Genomic DNA, 19,693 nt, shown 5'->3' on the forward strand with positions numbered 1-19,693 from the left:
CAAAATATTACTGGCGCGCAAGAGCCCGTCATTCGGTTGATACAACGCAATGGACTTCAATTTGGTATTTTACAACAACCGATCAGCTTACCCTGGTTAGCCCAAGTAACGGGGCAACCGGTATTGCCATTGCTCCCATGCTTGACTGGTCGTCCTTAAGTGGTATAACAGGATATCAATATCGGTACAGCACCAATAATAATATGAGTGCAGCAATATACGGGACAACATCAAGCAGCTACAGTTATGTTTATCTTTCCGGACTTGCTTATGGTACGACTTATTATTGGCAGGCAAGGGCGTTCCATACTCAGGATTCGACTCAGTGGACCGCAAGCTGGAATTTCACAACGACTTTTCAGATGCCCACTGCACCAACACTTATAAGCCCGGCTAACGGCAGCACAAATATTGCGCTTACCGGCACCGGATTCCAATGGAGCTCTGTCAGCGGAGCAACATTATATGAATATGCGTATGCCGACAATTCACAATTTAACAATGCCATCACAACAAGTACATCAGTGCTGACCGGCAACAGCGGCGCATTGCAGGGAAGCACAACCTACTACTGGAAAGTGAGGGCATCAAATGGTTTCGGATATTCGCCATGGTCAACGGTATGGTCGTTTACTACGGTAATACAATACAATGTAGCGCCAACGCTGATAAGCCCGCCGAACAACACGGTAAATATTGCGATTTCAGGCACCACGCTGCAATGGTCATCAATAAACGGAGCTACTGTTTATGAATACCAGCTTGCTCTTGATTCGCTGTTTACAGGACCACAGACAGGGACAACATCGCTTCAATCAGCTTTGACAGGCGGTTTGCAAACTGCCGCAACGTATTACTGGAAGGTAAAAGCGGGCAACGGCAATACCTGGAGCCCATGGTCAGTAGTATGGCACTTTTCAACTATCAATCCCATGCCGACAGCACCAAGCCTAATAAGTCCTCCGGATAATTCCACTAATATTCCATTAGCAGGAACGGGGCTGCAATGGTCGTCTGTTGCAGGCGCTACAACATACAACTACCAATATTCAACGGACTCATTATTCGCAACGGCTATCTCAGGAAATACGTCTGCATTAACGACGTCGACTGCAGCACTGAGTGCAACAACAACATATTTCTGGAGAGTTCGTGCAAGCAATGGCACAAATTATTCGCCATGGTCGGTGGTGTGGTCATTTACAACACTTACACCGAGTCTGGCAGCGCCAGTGCTTATCAGCCCGGCCGATAGTGCGACAGGTATTCCTACATCCGGAGCATCCTATCAGTGGTCTTCTGTTTCGGGAGCAACATTCTACGAATATCAATACGATATTGATTCCTTCTTCACAGCCCCTGTAGTAAATACTACTTCGAATAACAGTGCCACCTCTGCATCCTTACAGGCGAGCACTGTTTACTTCTGGCGCGTAAGAGCCGGCGATGGAACTATTTATTCACCATGGAGCACAGTATGGTCATACACAACCGCCAATCTTGTTCTTGCAGCACCGCTGCTGACAAGCCCTTCAGACAATTTAACCAATATACCGATAACAGGTACAAGCCTGCAATGGCAAGGAGTATCGGGAGCCACGTTCTATGAAAGCATGTACGACACTGATTCCCTGTTTACAAATCCGGTAAACGGAAATACAGGAAATTTAAACATTTCAACACTTACGCTTCTTTCAAACACACAATATTTCTGGAAAGTAAGGGCCGGCAATGGATTGATATACTCGCCATGGTCTGAGATTTGGTCGTTCATTACAGAACCTGCAACAGGGATTCAAATAACTTCGGCACAAGGTAAAGTACTTGTTTACCCGAATCCATCGCAGGGAAATTTCAGTGTTCAAATACCTGATGCATCGGTCGGAACGTCACAAATCATCATCACAGATTTGATGGGCAAAATTGTTTTCATAAGTGATTATTTTATTGACAACACCATTGAATTTAAATTGCAAAATCTGAGCAATGGTACCTATATACTTGCATACTGGAGAGGAACGGAAAAAATTACGAAGCCGATAATCATCGCCCGATAGAAATTTTCAGCACAATAAAAAAGGGGAATGCAGAAACGCTGCACTCCCCTTTTTTTTTACTTCTTGAAATTACTTAATCGCCTTCCACAAATTCCTCGGCATCCACATAAACTTCTTTACGTTTGCCCATGAATGAGATGAGCTTTCCGGTGATTACGCCACAAATAATTGAAATGAGGACTGTAATGAGAATTCCACCGAGTTGGTTACCTGCATCCAGACCGTGCACAATGGGAATAGCAGCGAGACCGCCAAAAATACCGGGCATGCCATGAAGATTGGTAACGCCGCAAGTATCTACAGCTTTTAACAGTTTTTTCTGACGCTCACTTACAAGTGCAAAACCGACAGTTGAAATTGCACCGGCCAGTATACCAATAATAATTGCGGAGCCGTGACCGGCTTTATCGCACGTGGAGCCGATAGCAACACCTCCGGCCAATGCCGCGTTTGCAATATCAGCAATACTTATTTTTCCGCGAATAGCAACAGAAAGCAGATACGTTGCAAGCGTACTACCGCAAAGCGCAAAGAATACGTTAATAACGGTATGCGGAATGGCTTCAACAGGAACAAGTGCCGCACAGAAACTCGGCCAAAACAGCCACAGCACCAGACTTCCCAGCATTGAATAGCGGTCGCTGGTCGCATCTGATTCAACCGGTGCATCAATCTCATTTTTTCGGGTGAGTGAAAGAGAAGCTCCGATTCCAAATAATGCGCCAAAAGCATGAATTACAATAGAACCGCCGGTATCAGCCACATTATGATTCAGAATATGGAAACAATCGTTGATAACAATCCATTCATTCAGTTTATAGGCAGGGATAAAAAGGAGGGCAAGAATGATATACTGGTACATTTTAAGACGGCCGAGTACTGCGCCCGCAGCAATAAGAAGAGATGCCGCAGCAAATTCGGCGAGAATAAGTTTTTCAATTTCACCCTTTTCACCACCCATGATATTATAACCGCTGAGCAAATAATACAAGGGTAAGGATACACTAACAACAAGAACGGTTGCTGTGAGTGCTGAGCGCCCGTATCGTTTTACAAATACCATCAGAAAACCGAAGCCAAGCAGCAGCATGGCCATGATATGGATGGCGCGTTCATACTTTTGAACGTCAAGAATGGAAGAAATGTTGTTTACACCGGTGTCCTGCGCAAATGCGGCACCCAAGGTTCCGAACAACAACAGTGCTGTAACGAAGATGGTTTTAAAAGTTCTGCTCATGTTGGTTTGTGTGGTTTGGTAGATTGATTTGAATAAATAATTTCTTAAAAACCAATGAATTTTACTTCGCAAATATAATTTTTTATTTAAGATTTCATTGTTTTACTGATAGTTGTTTTCTTATTTATTTTTCCACAATGTTCCGATACTCTATAAGTATAAAACGTATAACAAAAAAACCGGCTCTAAGGCCGGTTTCAAAAACCAAACTATCCAATACTTCTACTTTTTAATAAAACATCTCATGGTTGTGTTCGTACCGTCTGATATGGTGAGGCAATAAAAACCGGGACATAATCTACTGATATCAATATTCTTATTTTGCGTATGAGATTCAGCGTTAGTTTCAATAAGCTGTTTACCACTCAAATCAAAAACTTTTATGCTATATTCTAAATGCTTTAAGTTAAAATTACAGGTTATGAACTCCTCAGCCGGATTGGGGAAAACGTTGCATGTAATCGCTGATTTTGCATCATTTTCTGCAACACTGTTAATTTCAGTATTAATATCACCAAACATGTCGCCCGTAATCCGAACATGCCCCGTGCCATTGACAGAGCTGTAATGAGACAAAATGGCGTATACATACCGGTTATTTGAACCGTCTTTATAATACGAACCGCTGCCGCTTTGGCCACCATAACAGTATTTATTAAAGTACAGAAGTTTTGTCATCACCTGATCATATGTACCATACCAATAATACATCAAAGAGCCGTCATAGGGTGTTTCTGCAGGATAACCCGGATTATGGAATGTATTGGTCTGGAAAAAGGCATCATCATTATACCCATATCCCAGCCAGCCTGTTGAAGTCCCTATATCGCTGTTAAGCTTGATATAACCCATATCCCAGTTAAAATCGCCTGAGTTTGTCCATCCTGTCCATGAGAACATATTACTGGCATAAGAATTTCCGTAAGGTTGGTTTCCGCTGTAATAGCCCGGTACCACTTCAATACTTGTGGCCCACCCGCCTTCGGCACTTGAATAAACGCAGTGACCGGCAGTAAGCACATAGCGCGAATTAACCAATATCCCGGAGCCCACAAACTGATTTGAGCTCGGAAAAGTCATAAACAGCTTCACAACCGCCCGCCACGGATAAGTTGTAGTTGGACTTACTTCAGTAAGATCGTTAAAGTTTTTGGCACCAATTATCTCATCCGCAACCTCTGCATCTGCCGGAATAAAAGGTTCTGATGTTTCACCACCTATTTTTGGGTTGTGCTTCACGGTATCGATAATGGTTGCTTTTCCGGTAACGACATCATACCCGATAAAATAGTGTTCATTACCGGATGGCGCTGTTGGTGGTGACCATCGCGGCATGGGCATTGGAACAAAGCTACTGTGATCGCCGGTTTGAGCGAAGATAAAATATGGCAACAGTGCCAGCACGAATAGTACAAGTTTTTTCATTTTCCGAAAATTAATTGTTTTTATATTCCTTCCTTTAACAAATATAACAAATAATAAAAGTTTGCGCAACACAATTATACCACTGTAAATCATAACCTCCGGGGGATTTCTCATTAATGAGGCAAAACGTCCGGCATTGACTTAGGCTTGTGCTTACTCATTTCATAAATCAGGCATAAATCTTCATTTAATTAAGTAGTTTTGCATACGCAAAAAATGATGTCAAATTGGAAATCAGGGAACTTACCGGCATTTACACAGAAGATTTACGGGTCAAGGCATTAAGTGCACAGATTGAAGAAGGTTCTGGCAAAAAATTCCGGCTCAATGGACTGACAGCTTCAGCACAGGCGGTTATTGTTTCATCAGTTTTTGATGCTATTAAAGGTGTCCATCTGATTGTTCATGACGACAGAGAATCAGCTGCGTATTTTTTTAACGACCTGGAAAACCTGCTTGGTGAGCAAAATGCAGATTTTTTCAGGAAAAATGTGTTGTTTTACCCTTCATCATTTACCCGCAGCGGCGATTTTTCTCAGACCGACAATACCTCTGTCCTGCTTCGCACTGAAGCACTCAACAAGATTCAATCAGGACGTAAAGGACTTTTAGTTGTAAGTTGGCCCGAAGCAATCAGTGAAAAAGTTGTAAAAAAACACTTCTTTGATAAGAACACGCTTCGAATTAAAATTGGCGATAAACTTTCAATTGACTTTGTTTCTGATATTTTCACCGAGTATCATTTTGAACGAATGGATTTCGTTGTAGCACCCGGTCAATATTCGGTTCGGGGCGGTATTGTTGATGTTTATTCATTTTCAAATGATAAGCCCTACAGGATTGAATTTGATGGCGATATCATAGGTTCACTGCGTTCATTTGACCCTGCCAGCCAGTTGTCTATTGACACTTTGGATCATATTAAAGTAGTGCCCGACATTCAAAACCCGGAATATATTTCCAACGCCGAACCACTGTGGTCATTTTTACCTTCAGGCACCATAACATGGTTCAATGATATTTTGTTTTGCGCCGAGCGTATTGATGCATTTATTGAAAAAGCAACATTGTATCAACCGCTCGAAGACGAAGAACTCCCAAAAGATTTTATTACGCGCTTCGTTAATGGAAACGAGATGCTGCAGGGCTTCAAAGATTTCACCGTTATTGAATCAGGGCGGCGTTTTTTCTTCGAAAGCCCGGTTGAAATCCAGTTTAACATCAAGCCTCAGCCTTCGTTCAATAAAAACTTCGACCTTCTCATCGAAGATTTAAAATCACACGCAACCAAAGGATATAAAAATATTATTTGTTCCGATTCAAAGAATCAATTAGACCGCATCTGGCGCATCATTGACGATATAGTTAAAACCCGTGCACCGCAGGGTGTTCTAACCTTCGACATGATGAATACCGCCATTCATGAAGGGTTCATTGATCATGATCTAAGAATTTGCTGTTATACCGATCACCAGATTTTTGACCGCTACCACCGCTTCAGGCTGATGGATAAATTTAACAGCAAGGAAGCCGTTACCCTTAAAGAAATTTATAATCTCAAACCGGGCGATTATGTAACGCATATCGACCATGGCGTTGGTCGTTACGGGGGTCTTGAAAAGGTTGTTGCAAACGGAAAAGAACAAGAAGTTATTCGGATTGTATACGCCAACAACGACCTGCTCTATGTGAGCATTCACTCACTTCACCGTATCTCAAAATATGTAAACAAAGAAGGAACGCCGCCTACGTTGAACCGTCTTGGTTCAAACGCATGGAACAAGCTTAAAAATAAGACCAAACAGAAGGTAAAGGATATTGCCCGCGACCTTATTAAATTATATGCCGAGCGTAAAAAAGCAGAAGGCTTTGCCTTTGCGCCCGACACTTACCTGCAACATGAGCTTGAGGCATCCTTCATTTATCAGGATACTCCCGACCAGATAAAAGCAACCGCCGATGTCAAAAAAGACATGCAGGCCGAATGCCCCATGGACCGATTAATATGTGGCGATGTAGGTTTTGGAAAAACAGAAGTGGCGATACGCGCGGCATTTAAAAGTGTTAACGACAGTAAGCAAGTCGCAGTTCTGGTACCAACAACTATACTTGCATTACAGCATTTCAAAACCTTCAGCGACCGGTTGAAAGAGTTTCCATGCAATGTAGAATACATCAACCGCTTCCGAAGCGCCAAAGAGCAAAAAGAAATTCTGAAACAGGTTGAAAGCGGCAGAATAGATATCCTGATAGGCACACATCGTATTGTGAGTCAGGATGTTAAATTCAAAGAACTTGGGCTGCTCATTATTGATGAAGAACAAAAATTCGGTGTAGCGGTAAAAGAAAAACTACGGAAGATGAAAGTGAACGTAGACACACTCACGCTCACGGCAACCCCAATTCCGCGCACATTGCAATTTTCATTGATGGGAGCACGCGACCTCTCGGTAATAACGACACCACCACCCAACCGATATCCGGTTCAAACAGAACTGCGCACATTCAGTGAAGAAATGATTCGTGAAGCCATTATGCATGAAGTATCGAGGGGCGGTCAGGTGTTCTTTGTGCACAACAGGGTTCAGAACATTCAGGATGTGGCTGATCTTATCAGTAAATTATGTCCCGGATTAAAGGTTATTACAGGGCACGGACAAATGGACGGGAAAAAGCTGGAAGAAACGATGCTCGCCTTTATTGAAGGATATTACGATGTGTTGGTTTCTACGACTATCATTGAATCGGGACTTGATATTCCGAATGTTAATACCATATTTATTAACGAAGCACAAAACTACGGCCTCAGTGATTTGCATCAATTAAGAGGACGAGTTGGCCGTTCGAACCGTAAAGCATTTTGCTATCTGCTCACGCCACCATTGAGCGTTCTTACTGAAGATGCTCGTAAACGGCTTAAGGCAATTGAGGAGTTCTCCGACCTTGGGAGCGGATTCAACATCGCCATGCGCGACCTTGATATCCGGGGCGCAGGGAATATTCTGGGTGGTGAACAAAGCGGATTTATTTCGGAAATTGGATTTGAGATGTATCATAAAATTCTTGATGAGGCAATTTCAGAACTTAAAGAAACCGATTTTAAAGATCTTTTTAATGACGAGAAACCGGATACTCGTTTTGTAAAAGATTGCCTGATTGAAACAGATCTCGAGATTCTCATCCCTGATTCGTATATTTCGAATATTTCTGAACGCCTCATTTTGTACAAGGAACTCGACAGCGTAAGCGATGAAAGCGCCCTGCAACAATTTGCTGCAAGGCTCGACGACCGCTTCGGACCGATGCCACCGCAAACAGAAGAACTGTTGAATACGCTGCGTTTACGATGGATTGCGTCTCGTGCAGGAATGGAAAAAATTGTCTTGCGAAACAACCAATTCTCAGGATATTTTGTATACAATCAGGCGTCGCCTTATTACCAGTCGCCCACATTCACAACGGTTCTTAAATACATTCAGTCACACCCATCGTATTGCAGAATTAAAGAACAAAACAATAAACTAATCCTCACGATGAAGAATATCAGCGGCATTTCGCAAGCACTGAAAATACTGGGACCGCTTGCATCAGAAGTCTAGCTGCAGGCAATAATACACACTTCGGTGTTATCGGTCTTTTTACTAAATTTGCACTACAATCTGATAACATGTCTCAGCAGAAAAAAAAAGTATTGTTTGTTTGCACACCACATTGCGTATTACAGCAGACACTTGAAAAAGCCGGATTCAGCTGTGATATGCACTCATGCATGAGCATAACAGAAGTCAAGCATATAATTCACAACTATTGTGGTATTATTGTCAACAGTCGATTTACACTTGACCGCGATTTTATAGATGCCGCTACCAATCTGAATTTTATAGGCCGCATTGGGGCTGGAATGGAATCTATTGATGTAGAATATGCAAAAAGCAGAGGAATCAAGTGTTTCAATTCGCCTGAAGGAAATCGCGACGCTGTAGGCGAACATGCACTCGGTATGTTGCTCATGCTTTTGAACCGCCTGAATATATCCGACCGCGAAGTACGTGAAGGAAAATGGATTCGAGAAGAAAACCGCGGACACGAGATTAAAAATAAAACCGTTGCCATTATTGGTTATGGAAATATGGGAAGTGCATTTGCGCAGCGTTTGCGGGGTTTTGAAGCAAAGGTCATCGCCTATGATAAATACAAAAACAATTTCTCGAATGAATTTGTTACTGAAGTGTGCATGGCCGATGTTTTTGAAAAAGCAGACATCGTAAGTTTACATGTTCCCCTCACAGAAGAGACCAAATATCTTGTAAGCGAAGCATGGCTTCAATCATTCAGAAAAAACATATACCTCATCAATACAGCTCGCGGCAAGGTTGTCGACACTGCCGATCTCGTAAATGGCCTCCAATCGGGCAAAGTAAAAGGTGCAGCTCTTGATGTTATCGAATTTGAAGGAGCCGGATTTGAGACCATGGATTTCACTTCATTACCGGAATCATTTCAATATTTGACATCTTCAGAGAATGTAGTGCTGAGCCCGCACATTGCAGGATGGACGGAGGAATCGAAGCTTAAATTATCTTCGGTACTTGCAGAGAAAATTATTTTAGAATTCAAATGAAAATTTATATTTGTACTGATTTAACTTCAAATTATGAAAAACGAACATAAGCTATTTAAAGGAAAAACCCTTGCCATTCTCACCGGCGGTGGCGATACGCCTGCGCTGAACTCGAGCATTGAAAGCATTCGCAACAGAGCATCATTGCTGGGTTATAAAGTTTACGGGATACGTAAAGGCTGGAAAGGTCTGCTGGGTGATGGCGATATTATTGACTTAACACATCAGCCATATGATGGATTTTATGGTGGCACAGCGCTTCTTTCTAGTCGCACAAACCCATTCCCATCAAAGAAAAATCCGGAAAATCGCGTACCGCAGATATTGAGAAATATCGAAAGATATAAAATTGACGTCATTGTTTCCATTGGTGGCGATGACACCAACGGTGCGGCTAAAAGACTTTATGAAACAGAAGGTATTCCCGTAATCGGCTTTCCAAAAACAATCGATAACGACCTTCGTACCCGCACAAATCATAATTATCAGGGTAAAGATATTGAAGCTGTGCTATGTCCCGGATTCCCATCTGCAGCCAAAGGGATGATGGAATTTACCAACCGTATCCGCACAACTGCCGAATCACATTCACGTATTATTGTGCTCGAAGTAATGGGGCGCGATGCCGGATGGCTTACCGGAAGCACTGTTTATGGTGGTGCCCAAATGGCACTAATACCTGAATGCCCTATTACCCAAGAGCGCAAAGATTTTTTCTTCGAAAAAGTGAAAGAAGCATATCTCAGCTCACCAAAAAAATCACTCGTTATCGCCGTCTCAGAAGGCGTCCGCTGGTTTGATGAGGCAAAAGGAAAAGTGGATGTAGTGTATGCCAGCTCAGAAGTTGATGAATACGGACACCCTCGTTTTGGTGGTATAAGTGGTGTTATTGCCAGTGAGATTTCGAACAAATTAAAGATAGAAGCCCGTGCTCAGATATCAGGTTATTATGCTCGTGCCGGCGAATGCAGAAGCTACGACCGTCGCCTCACACAAACACTGGCCGATAAAGTCGCAGATTTGCTTTTACGTGAAGAGTACGGACAAATGCCTGTTATGACTAAAATGGTGAAACATCAGGAACTCGAAGAGTACAACACTTGCTCAATTGATATGGGACAGGTAGGAAATATGCCATTGCCGGAAATCTATTACAATGCCAACGATTTTATGTTCACCAATCCTTATCACGATTTTCTTTCAAACATTATGGGAGAACCGCATTTTCTGGAATTTAATTCCAATTTTCCGGTTGTAATACCTTAACAACTCTTTATTGTTTTGAAAAGTTCAGAATGTGCGGCAGTGATTCTGAACTTTTCTATTTTCACACATGATAATATCCAAAAAGATGAAAAAAGCAATACTGCAATTCGTGATTATCGGAATCCTGATTTCATCCTTTTCAGGAATACTTCATGCACAGCCTGCAATTAAAGGGGCAGAATATATAACTCAGACGCAGTTAACGGAAACCGTCAAATTTCTATGCCAGCCCGGACTTGATGGCAGACAAGCGGCAAGCGATGGATACAAAAAAGCAGTTGACTATATGTCCGCTGAATTCAAGAAACTTGGATTAACACCCCTTGGAAATAATGGATACCTGCAGGAAGTGCCTGTTGAATATACCGAAATTACCGGCACTCCAGTTCTGGAAATTCTATCAGGAAGCAGGATGATAAATAGTTTTGTCCACGGAACGGAATTCACATGCCGCGCCAATACAGGCTCCGGCGATGTAAGTGCCGAGGTTGTGTTTTGCGGTTACGGCATTTCAGAACCATCGCTGGGATACGACGATTATTCACCAATAGATGTTAAGGGAAAGATTGTGATGGTTTTCAAACAAAACCCTTCATGGAAAATTGAGGGATTGGATTACAGCGACGTTCTTACCCGTTATAAAACTAAGAAAGCCATTGAACATGGAGCACTTGCTGTTTTATTTGTTGCCGTCCCAAACGTAAAAGACCCGCAAAAGCCCATTGGCAGCCTGATGGACGGAAAAGGAATTTACGAAATAAATATTCCCCAATTGCAGATTGACATACCCACTGCCAATGAATTTCTTGCAGGAACAGCCTTCAGCTTATCACAACTTGAACAACGCATTGATTCACTAAAACAGCCGTTCGGACTGCCTCTTAAAATATCCGCACATGTAAACGTCGAATCGAAATATTATCCGCAGAGAACGTCATGGAATGTGGTTGGTATGCTCAAAGGAAGCTCATCAGTACAAAGCAGCGAATATCTGGTATTGGGCGCACACCTTGACCATGTGGGCAGGCAGGGCAACAATCTTTATTATCCCGGTGCGAATGATAATGCATCGGGATCGGCAGCCGTGCTGCAACTGGCACGCGCTTTCGTGAATGGAAATGTACGCCCGGCCCGCTCCATTATTTTTGTGCTTTTTACCAGCGAAGAGCAAGGTTTGAATGGTTCAGAATTTTTTGCAAAAAACCTTCCGGTTCCATTGGAAAAAATTGTTGCTATGTTCAACCTCGATTGTATTGGATCGGGCGACAGTATTCAGGTAGGAAGCGGAAAATCATCACCCGTACTTTGGGATATCGCACACAAAAATGATTCTTTATACACAAAAAAAATGGTTGCACAAACATGGTCCGGCGGTGGAGCTGATGCAACGCCATTTTTTAACATCGGTATTCCGACCTTATATTTCGTTTCAAAATACAGTTACACACATCTTCATCTGCCTACTGATACTCCCGAAACTCTTAATGCCGAACTTTTCGAGAAGATAGTAACGCTTGCATTTATCACGGCCAGCGAAGTTCTGAAAGGTGGGTATCTCAGAGAGATACTTATCACAGCACCCTAACAGGGTCGAAAATGAAAAAGGTTCCTCAACGCTGAAGAACCTTTTCAAAAAAAACAATGAACCTTATGCCGTCTTAGGTTTCAGCCAGGGTTTGCCAACCTTTAAAAGCGTCTTTCCTGATAAATCATTCAGAATAATGGAAGCCATCAGATACCATGCCGAGAAGGCGCAGAATATAAGTTCATATCCGGCCACTACATTCATAGTTGGGTTTCCGAAATGCCCGATATCAAGTAAAATAAAACCTAACAGCAGCGAGGTAAACACAATCGCCATGGCAGAATGAATGTATAACGAGCCTACCCAGAAAATAGCTGTGAGCAGCGTCCAGGCAACCAGATAATAGCCAACATCCGTACCGCTCGATTTATAGATATCATAATAGTTCAGCAGCCAGATAATGCCCAATCCAATCCAGAATGATCCATAGGCTGTGAATGCGGCAGAGCCAAAATTGTTTCCGGATTTCTGCTCCATAAAGCCGGCAATCATCTGTGCCAGGCCTCCAAATATCAATCCCATTGCCAGCACAGGACCGAGGCCACAAATGCCGATATTATGAAATTGCAACAATAGCGTGGTCATACCAAATCCGCCTAATCCGATCACTGCCGGGTTTCCTGTTTTCATGAAATTAAGTTTAATTTTATAATTGTTATGAATAACGGCAAAAATATAAAATATTCGGCACGGCAATGTCAGGAAGCAAATCAGTTTTCAAGAAAATTATGTTAATAATGCAGATGCCGAAAAAAATTCCGGATAAAAAAAAAGGCTGTCGAAACCGACAGCCTGACAAAGCTTTCCAGAAAATTTACGGTAACGCATTCAGTGTAGCACGATCCTGCGCTGTAAGGCCGTTGCCATTCGTGACATTCCAAATGATGCCCTGAATCTCACCTTCATGACCTACCGGTTCTTGTTTCGATTTCATTATGCTTACAATTTCAACAAGACCGGGATAATTAGTTACCGGACCAAAGTTATATACGATACCGTAGTTGCTTGGGGTACCATGCGAATTCAAACAGTATGTTTTCAATTGAAACGAAGCTTCAGCTCCGCCGGCAATGTCAATAATTTCATTTTTAAGGAGGAAACCGTGTTGCGGAATTGATGTTGTATCGCCCACTCCCGTGGTATCGTCACAGAAAATCAGTCCTGCAGGAAGTGTGAAATGAGCGGGACTGGCGCCATTGTTTTTAAATGTCACAAAAAGATTCACATAAGTGCCGGTTCCAACTGGCAGGTAAGTGTCTTTTTCATCAAACATCATATAAGGTGCGCCACCAGGCTTGCCTTTGACAAGTGTGCCATTGCCTTTTTGCATGCCGCCCCGGATCTGACCTACAATAGAAATGTTTTCGGGAAGAATAATAAACGTACCCGAGGGAACGCCGCTATATTCGCCCAAACCGGCATGAGTATAACCCGGAGTAACCGGATTAATGGTTTCGTCAATCGCTGTTGGTGCTTTTTCTTTCTTACAGGCACTGACAATCATCAGACCGGCAAGAACCATGACCATATAAACAGGAACTCTTGCTTTCATAAGCGTTATATTAATTTGTTTTGGTTCACCTGATTAACTACAAATATAGTCAAATTTTCAGAACTATACAAGTTTATTGATAATTATTTGTTTTCGTAAGAAGAAAAAAATCAGCGGGGCAGTAATGTCATTTCCATAGTGGTAGACACGACAACACTGTTAATTGTTTCTTCAGTATTTGTCTTAAAAATGATTTCCTTATTCTTTAACTCATATATCTCAACAACACCGGAGGCACTGTTTCCCATGTAATGCGTGCTTGATGATGACCCTGCGTCGGGGTTATAAACATAAGATACGGGCTGCATTCCCAGAAGTTCTTTATTCTTAAAACCGGAATCCTTATTCGCAGAAAGAAAATACCACCGTCCCTTTTCTTCCGCAGTCCATGCCATAGAAGTACTGTCATCCTTATAATTTTCGAGGATATCATAGGTACCGTCTTTCACATAGGTGAATTCGGTGCTTCCTGTCCATGTGTGTTTAGATTCCATTTTAAAAGTAGTATCATGCGGAGCCGGAACAAGAACCATCATAGTGGTATCAACCTGGGTTGTATATGTTTTTTTATCGCCGTTTATATCTGTTATCCAGGCCTTATTCCCCGATTTTACCGTCTGTGTATAATTAGAAATTTTCCATTCACCGCACAGTCTGGCCGACCGACTGTAAATTGAGAAGAATGGATCTCCATCTCCTTTTTTACAGGAAGTCAGAATACTACTTGCTGCTGCAAAAAAGCAAAAAATGAGGACAATTCGAAGTCTGAACATAATCGAAAGGATTTTATGTGAACAAACCTACGTTAAATACACCGATTTTGCAAGAATAATTCCGGGTTTAATAAACGTGTTACTATCTAAAAATAGAAATTGGTTACCGTGAAATTCCAGGTCGCAGAGTTTTCTTTGTTGCATAAATTACTAATATAACAAGCATAGAAAAAAAGTATTATTGATGAACCGAGGGTGTGCTTCCGAAATTAATTGACACTTCTCATATTTTATTGCGCCAATCAATACTACCATTCCTATTTCACAATAAACGTTCCTCTTGCAATCACTTTGTCTTTCTCTGATACAATATAAATATACATACCATTGCCTAGCTTATCACTGTTTACGATGAGTTTTCTTTGATTCCCGAATTTTGAAAATAAAATTTCCCCGCCTAACATATTATAGATTTTTAGCACGGCTTGTTCAATATTTTCAGCACCCAAAATTTCAATTGTAGCTTGCCCTTCAAATGGATTCGGATAAACTTTTACAAGATTGGTTTCAGAATTTGAAGATATTCCTGTCAGGTTGCAATGACTGCCCTCATTTCCGGTGGGATTGCGAAAATATTTTATCCGACCGGAGTCGGGAAGTATTATATGTACTGCGCAACTTGTATAGGCAACAAAAGGAGTAATTTGGCTATTACCCAAATTATAAGGAAGACTCCAGCTGATTCCGCCATTGGCTGAATGTAAGTATTGTCCTCCAACGCCCGATTTTACATACGTCAAATGCAGGTCAGCACCATCTCTTGTCAGGAAAGGGTAATAATATGTATTGGCAGGGTCGTTCGTAAGATTTACGGCCGGGCCCCAGCTTACACCTGAATCGGCAGACTGCACAAGATAAATCTGATAATGTCCCGAAGCCGCACCGGCACAGGGAACATCAACATTTGCGCCGTCTACACTTACCATGGTACCGTAATCAAAAGGCGGCACTATGGCCACATCAGGTCCCCAGCTTACACCGTAATCAGAAGACTCTTTGTAATATATTTGCATCTGCCCGGTTCTGTTATCATTCCACGACATGTGAATCTTGTTACCCCGGGCACTAATCGCTTCATCTTCCGACCTACCTGTGGCATAGGTGAGTTGTTGGTGTGTACTCCATGTAATACCATTATCTGTGGATTTAAGAAAAAATATTTCTGTATTATAAGGAGTTTGAGAAGTTACAATATCATTTACAACATAAACAATATTTCCCGAAACAGCAACAGCAGGCCAATCGGCCACGGATGTATCAAGAGCAATAGCAGCTCCCCACGTATTTCCGCCGTCAGGTGAATGCCTGTACCATGAAGTCCGGTGCTGGGTTATTGTGTCTATTACACGCCATACAACATGAATGTTCTTACCATTGACAGCTATTGCAGGATTATATGCGTTGCCTGTTAAGGATGTTATTGAAACAGGCGCACTCCACGTCAGACCGGTGTCAACTGAACGCGTATAGTAGATTGCTCCGGTTTTTGAATTGAACCTGTCAGCCCATATTACATGCAGCGTATCGTTACTTACTCCGATACAGGAGCCCATACTCTCATTTAATATGGCTGAAACCGCTCCGGGCGAAAGATTTATCGGCACACTCCATTGGGCGAAGGTCAATGAAGAACATCCAATAATCGCGGCTGCGACCAAAAATGTTTTTACAATAAAATGAAACAGTACTTTCATTATTCTATTTACATTTTGATAGAACCATCAAATAAACTGATTACTGCGTTATAAAAAACGGCCACCGTTTCGGGCAGCCGTTATAAAATAATTTCTTAACAATGATTTATGGCAATGAATTTAAAAATGCCCGGTCATCCGTTGTAAGTCCTGATTCGTTGGTAATATCCCAAACACAGGTCTGCATGCGCCATTCCTGCCCAACAGGATGCTGCTTATCCTTCATGATGCTTGTCAACTCAACCAATCCCGGATAATTGCTAACCGGACCAAATTGATAATTCAGACCAAAAGGTGAGCTGAAGTGATGATTTGAGCAATAGGTCAGCACCTGAACTTTTACAGTTTCTCCTGCTCCAAGATTTACCTGTACATTCTTCAGCATAAAACAATGCTGCGGAATTCTAGTGGTATCATCCGTACTGATAGTATCATCAATAAAGAGAAGACCGGCAGGGAGTGTAAAAGAAGTAGGTGAATTCAAACTGTTTTTAAACGCAATGTTGATACCTATGATACCGGCGCCAAGTGGTGCGTATTCACCTTTATCAGAAGCGATATAGTTATTGGTGGCATACGGTTTGAAAGGTACTGACCCTGATTTTCCACCGGGAGCTGCAGCCACAATATTCCCTACAACACTGATGTATGAAGGAAGGCTGATGAAAGTCCCACTGGGAACACCATTCGAATCGCCCAGACCAACATGTGAATAAGCCGGAGAAACAGGTGTGGGTGTTCCTGTACTCGCAGGAGTTGTGCTTTCCTTTTTGCAGGCGGTAAAGACAACTGTTATCGCTACCAAAAGCCCGAAAATTCTAAGATAATTTTTCATCATTTTCCAGAATTAAATTTATAAGTGGGTTGATTCTTTTTCCTAATAATGGGCTAAAGATACTAAAAAAAGTTCCGGATGCAAATCTTTTAACATATTTCTAATACATTAGCAACTTGGAGGATAGCATAAATTGATGCTGTCGATTGGCTTCTCAGAAATCCGGTTATTCCGCCACGCTGCCAGAAGCCGCCAACAGGATATATGCTTTCATTGCTGTTTACCCGATAATACCGATAAACAAAAATTACTGATAATACGTTTCCCACAGGCAGTTATAATGGATTCCGGATGAAACTGCAAACCGGCAATATCGTATTCTTTGTGCCGAATACCCATTATTTCATGATTATTGCTTGTCGCTATTACCGAAAAACACAGCGGTAAATTGTCAGCGTCCACCAACCATGAATGGTAGCGGCCTGCTTCAAAATAATCCGGCACTCCGTCAAACAGCACATCGCCGGATTCACATTTGATTTCGGTAGCAATACCATGTGCCGGAAGTTCCATACGCTTTAGCCGGGCACCGAAAAAACCGGCAATAGCCTGATGCCCCAGACAAATTCCCAACATTTTTTTCGTCTTATGATAATGCGATATAAATTTCATCAAATCCGGGGTTTCTTCAGGCAGTCCGGGACCCGGAGAAATAATAGCGGCATCAAAAAATGTGGAGTAATCAAATTCGGATGTTTTGCTTACTATAATATCATGGCATCCGCACTGTTCAACCAACTGAACAAGATTATATGTAAAAGAATCGTGATTATCCAGAATAAGAAGCGTCATAAAAATATTTATCAAACAGCCGATTAAATCATAATTTTGCAACCTTAACAGATTATTCCGGTGAACAGCATTTTTCAACAAATGAATCAGTTGGGCGCAGCCCGCCAGGTCTTTATGTTCGCCATAGATTACGGGCGTACAAACAGATCATTTGTTCTTACCCCGTCAGAGGCCTCGGCAGCAGGTATTTTCTATAAAATCAACACGCATACCAATTGCCAGCGTCAGCCGCTTCCCATTTCCAAAAGTAGTAATTTCAGCACATACCCGGTTTCATTTCATGAATATCAAACAGCCTACGAAAAAGTGATGTCACATTTGTGCTACGGCAACAGCTATCTGGTGAATCTCACGGCAAAAACGCCCATCAAGACATCGCTGTCAATTTCAGAAATATTCTATAATTCGTCGGCACTGTACTGTTTATTACACACCAATCAATTTGTATGCTTCTCACCGGAATCATTTGTAAAAATTGAGAATGGACATATTCACTCATTCCCGATGAAAGGCACCATTGACGCGGATATCCCAAACGCAGCATCCATTATTCTGAATGATAAAAAAGAAACGGCAGAGCATTACACTATTGTTGATTTAATCAGGAATGACCTGAGTATGGTGTCAAAAAACGTTCATGTTCCGCGTTTCCGATTTATCGATCGTATAAGCACCAATCAAAAAAATCTTTTGCAGGTGAGCTCTGAAATATGCGGTGAAGTTGATGATAACTGGAACTGCCATATTGGTGATATTATGAATTCCTTGCTGCCTGCAGGTTCTGTAACCGGCGCGCCCAAAGAAAAAACACTGGAAATTATTGCTGAAGCCGAAAATTATGAACGTGGTTTTTATACCGGAGTTTTCGGTTACTTTGATGGCATAAGCCTCGACAGCGGCGTTATGATACGCTTCATTGAAAATGAAAACGGACAGCTCTATTATAAAAGTGGCGGTGGCATTACCATCTATAGTGATGCGCGTTCAGAATATGAAGAAATGATAAACAAAGTGTATGTGCCAATTGCTTGAAACAATCAGGGTTGAGTATGGCACAATGTGCCATCCCGGATATCATCTGAAAAGGATGCAGTATTCTTCGAGTGAACTATTCGGAAGCCCTGTCAATACAGATATTTTAGAAACCATTTCAATTCCCGCTCAATATTCGGAGGGCATATACAGATGCCGTATTGTATACACAACAGCTATTGAGAAAATTGAATTTTTGCGCTATACGCCGCGAAAAATAAGCAGTTTGAAAATTGTTGACGACGGCAATATTGATTACACCCACAAATATGCCGACCGGAGTAAAATTGAAAATCTGTACGCCCGGCGCGGATTGTGCGACGATATTCTGATTATCCGCAACGGAATGATAACAGACACTTCTATTGCAAACGTGCTGTTATTAAAAGATACCACCTGGTTCACTCCTGCCGAACCTCTTTTACAGGGTACTATGCGTCAATACTTGTTAGACAAGGGTTTCATACACGGTAAAAATATTACGGTCGGCGATTTGAAATCCTGCAAAAGTGTGATGCTCATCAACGCACTGAGGCCATTTGATGAGGAAATGGCGTTCTCGGTAAAACACATTTTTTAGCAGCAAAAAACTTTTTCTGAAATCTAATATTTTTCAATATTTTAAAAAAAATCGCTTCACTATCGTAATAATTTCGTCGAATTATTGACACATATTATTTCTTCTCATTATAGACGGGTTCACTCAATTTTTCGTTCAGACGACTAAATTGCAAGACCAATCAATTTCTAAATATATATAGATTTATTTTTGTGTTATAAGTCCTGTTTTTAAAGGCTTTTCATGATTATTTTTGATTTGAAAT

The 19,693-nt window shown here is 41.8% G+C and carries 15 protein-coding genes; 7 read left to right on the forward strand and 8 right to left on the reverse strand.

The window, feature by feature from the left end; genetic code table 11:
• Window positions 1–2,057 (forward strand): T9SS type A sorting domain-containing protein (locus WCM76_05430; protein MEI6765062.1); only part of this gene is annotated, 2,057 nt, incomplete at its 5' end.
• A 73-nt stretch (window positions 2,058–2,130) separates the two neighbouring features.
• Here WCM76_05430 and WCM76_05435 read toward each other — a convergent pair.
• Both WCM76_05435 and WCM76_05440 read right to left on the reverse strand, forming a co-directional pair.
• A complete protein-coding gene (locus tag WCM76_05435; protein ID MEI6765063.1) occupies window positions 2,131–3,294 on the reverse strand; it encodes an ammonium transporter in 1,164 nt (387 codons plus the stop codon).
• A 222-nt stretch (window positions 3,295–3,516) separates the two neighbouring features.
• Entirely contained in the window at window positions 3,517–4,719 is a 1,203-nt protein-coding gene (locus WCM76_05440) for a T9SS type A sorting domain-containing protein (protein MEI6765064.1), read from the reverse strand.
• 227 nt (window positions 4,720–4,946) lie between these two features.
• Here WCM76_05440 and mfd point away from each other — a divergent pair, with 227 nt between their 5' ends.
• The 4 genes from mfd (at window position 4,947) to WCM76_05460 (ending at window position 12,191) form a co-directional block, all read left to right on the forward strand.
• Window positions 4,947–8,318, forward strand: a complete 3,372-nt coding sequence (gene mfd / locus WCM76_05445) for a transcription-repair coupling factor (GenBank protein ID MEI6765065.1) — start codon at window positions 4,947–4,949, stop codon at window positions 8,316–8,318.
• Window positions 8,319–8,386: 68 nt separating this feature from the next.
• Window positions 8,387–9,340 (forward strand): NAD(P)-dependent oxidoreductase, encoded by a 954-nt coding sequence (locus WCM76_05450; GenBank protein ID MEI6765066.1) that lies wholly within the window; start codon window positions 8,387–8,389, stop codon window positions 9,338–9,340.
• A gap of 33 nt (window positions 9,341–9,373) precedes the next feature.
• Window positions 9,374–10,606, forward strand: a complete 1,233-nt coding sequence (locus tag WCM76_05455) for a 6-phosphofructokinase (protein MEI6765067.1) — start codon at window positions 9,374–9,376, stop codon at window positions 10,604–10,606.
• 85 nt (window positions 10,607–10,691) lie between these two features.
• The gene (locus tag WCM76_05460; GenBank protein ID MEI6765068.1) at window positions 10,692–12,191 is read left to right on the forward strand and encodes a M20/M25/M40 family metallo-hydrolase; all 1,500 of its coding nucleotides are present in this window, start codon (window positions 10,692–10,694) and stop codon (window positions 12,189–12,191) included.
• 63 nt (window positions 12,192–12,254) lie between these two features.
• Here the strand turns inward: WCM76_05460 and WCM76_05465 are convergent, their stop codons facing one another.
• The 6 genes from WCM76_05465 to WCM76_05490 all read right to left on the reverse strand — a co-directional run bounded on the left by WCM76_05465 (window position 12,255) and on the right by WCM76_05490 (window position 17,837).
• The gene (locus WCM76_05465) at window positions 12,255–12,821 is read right to left on the reverse strand and encodes an acetate uptake transporter (GenBank protein ID MEI6765069.1); all 567 of its coding nucleotides are present in this window, start codon (window positions 12,819–12,821) and stop codon (window positions 12,255–12,257) included.
• A gap of 184 nt (window positions 12,822–13,005) precedes the next feature.
• Window positions 13,006–13,743: a hypothetical protein gene (locus tag WCM76_05470; protein ID MEI6765070.1), complete on the reverse strand. Its 738-nt coding sequence runs from the start codon at window positions 13,741–13,743 to the stop codon at window positions 13,006–13,008.
• Window positions 13,744–13,853: 110 nt separating this feature from the next.
• On the reverse strand, window positions 13,854–14,516 hold the full coding sequence (locus WCM76_05475) for a hypothetical protein (GenBank protein ID MEI6765071.1): 663 nt from the start codon (window positions 14,514–14,516) through the stop codon (window positions 13,854–13,856).
• Window positions 14,517–14,773: 257 nt separating this feature from the next.
• Complete coding sequence (locus WCM76_05480; protein ID MEI6765072.1) at window positions 14,774–16,210, reverse strand: exo-alpha-sialidase; 1,437 nt, start codon at window positions 16,208–16,210, stop codon at window positions 14,774–14,776.
• A 106-nt stretch (window positions 16,211–16,316) separates the two neighbouring features.
• Complete coding sequence (locus WCM76_05485; GenBank protein MEI6765073.1) at window positions 16,317–17,048, reverse strand: hypothetical protein; 732 nt, start codon at window positions 17,046–17,048, stop codon at window positions 16,317–16,319.
• Between the two features lie 207 nt (window positions 17,049–17,255).
• Window positions 17,256–17,837: an aminodeoxychorismate/anthranilate synthase component II gene (locus tag WCM76_05490; GenBank protein MEI6765074.1), complete on the reverse strand. Its 582-nt coding sequence runs from the start codon at window positions 17,835–17,837 to the stop codon at window positions 17,256–17,258.
• 81 nt (window positions 17,838–17,918) lie between these two features.
• Between WCM76_05490 and WCM76_05495 the strand changes: the two genes are divergently transcribed.
• Together WCM76_05495 and WCM76_05500 are read left to right on the forward strand one after the other, a co-directional pair.
• Window positions 17,919–18,869 (forward strand): aminodeoxychorismate synthase component I, encoded by a 951-nt coding sequence (locus WCM76_05495; GenBank protein MEI6765075.1) that lies wholly within the window; start codon window positions 17,919–17,921, stop codon window positions 18,867–18,869.
• Window positions 18,853–19,449, forward strand: a complete 597-nt coding sequence (locus WCM76_05500; GenBank protein ID MEI6765076.1) for an aminotransferase class IV — start codon at window positions 18,853–18,855, stop codon at window positions 19,447–19,449. The genes WCM76_05495 and WCM76_05500 overlap by 17 nt, the downstream gene beginning before the upstream one ends.
• Window positions 19,450–19,693: the final 244 nt, after the last annotated feature.

The sequence above is a fragment of the Bacteroidota bacterium genome (assembly GCA_037133915.1).
Taxonomy (GTDB): Bacteria; Bacteroidota; Bacteroidia; order Bacteroidales; family CAIWKO01; genus JBAXND01.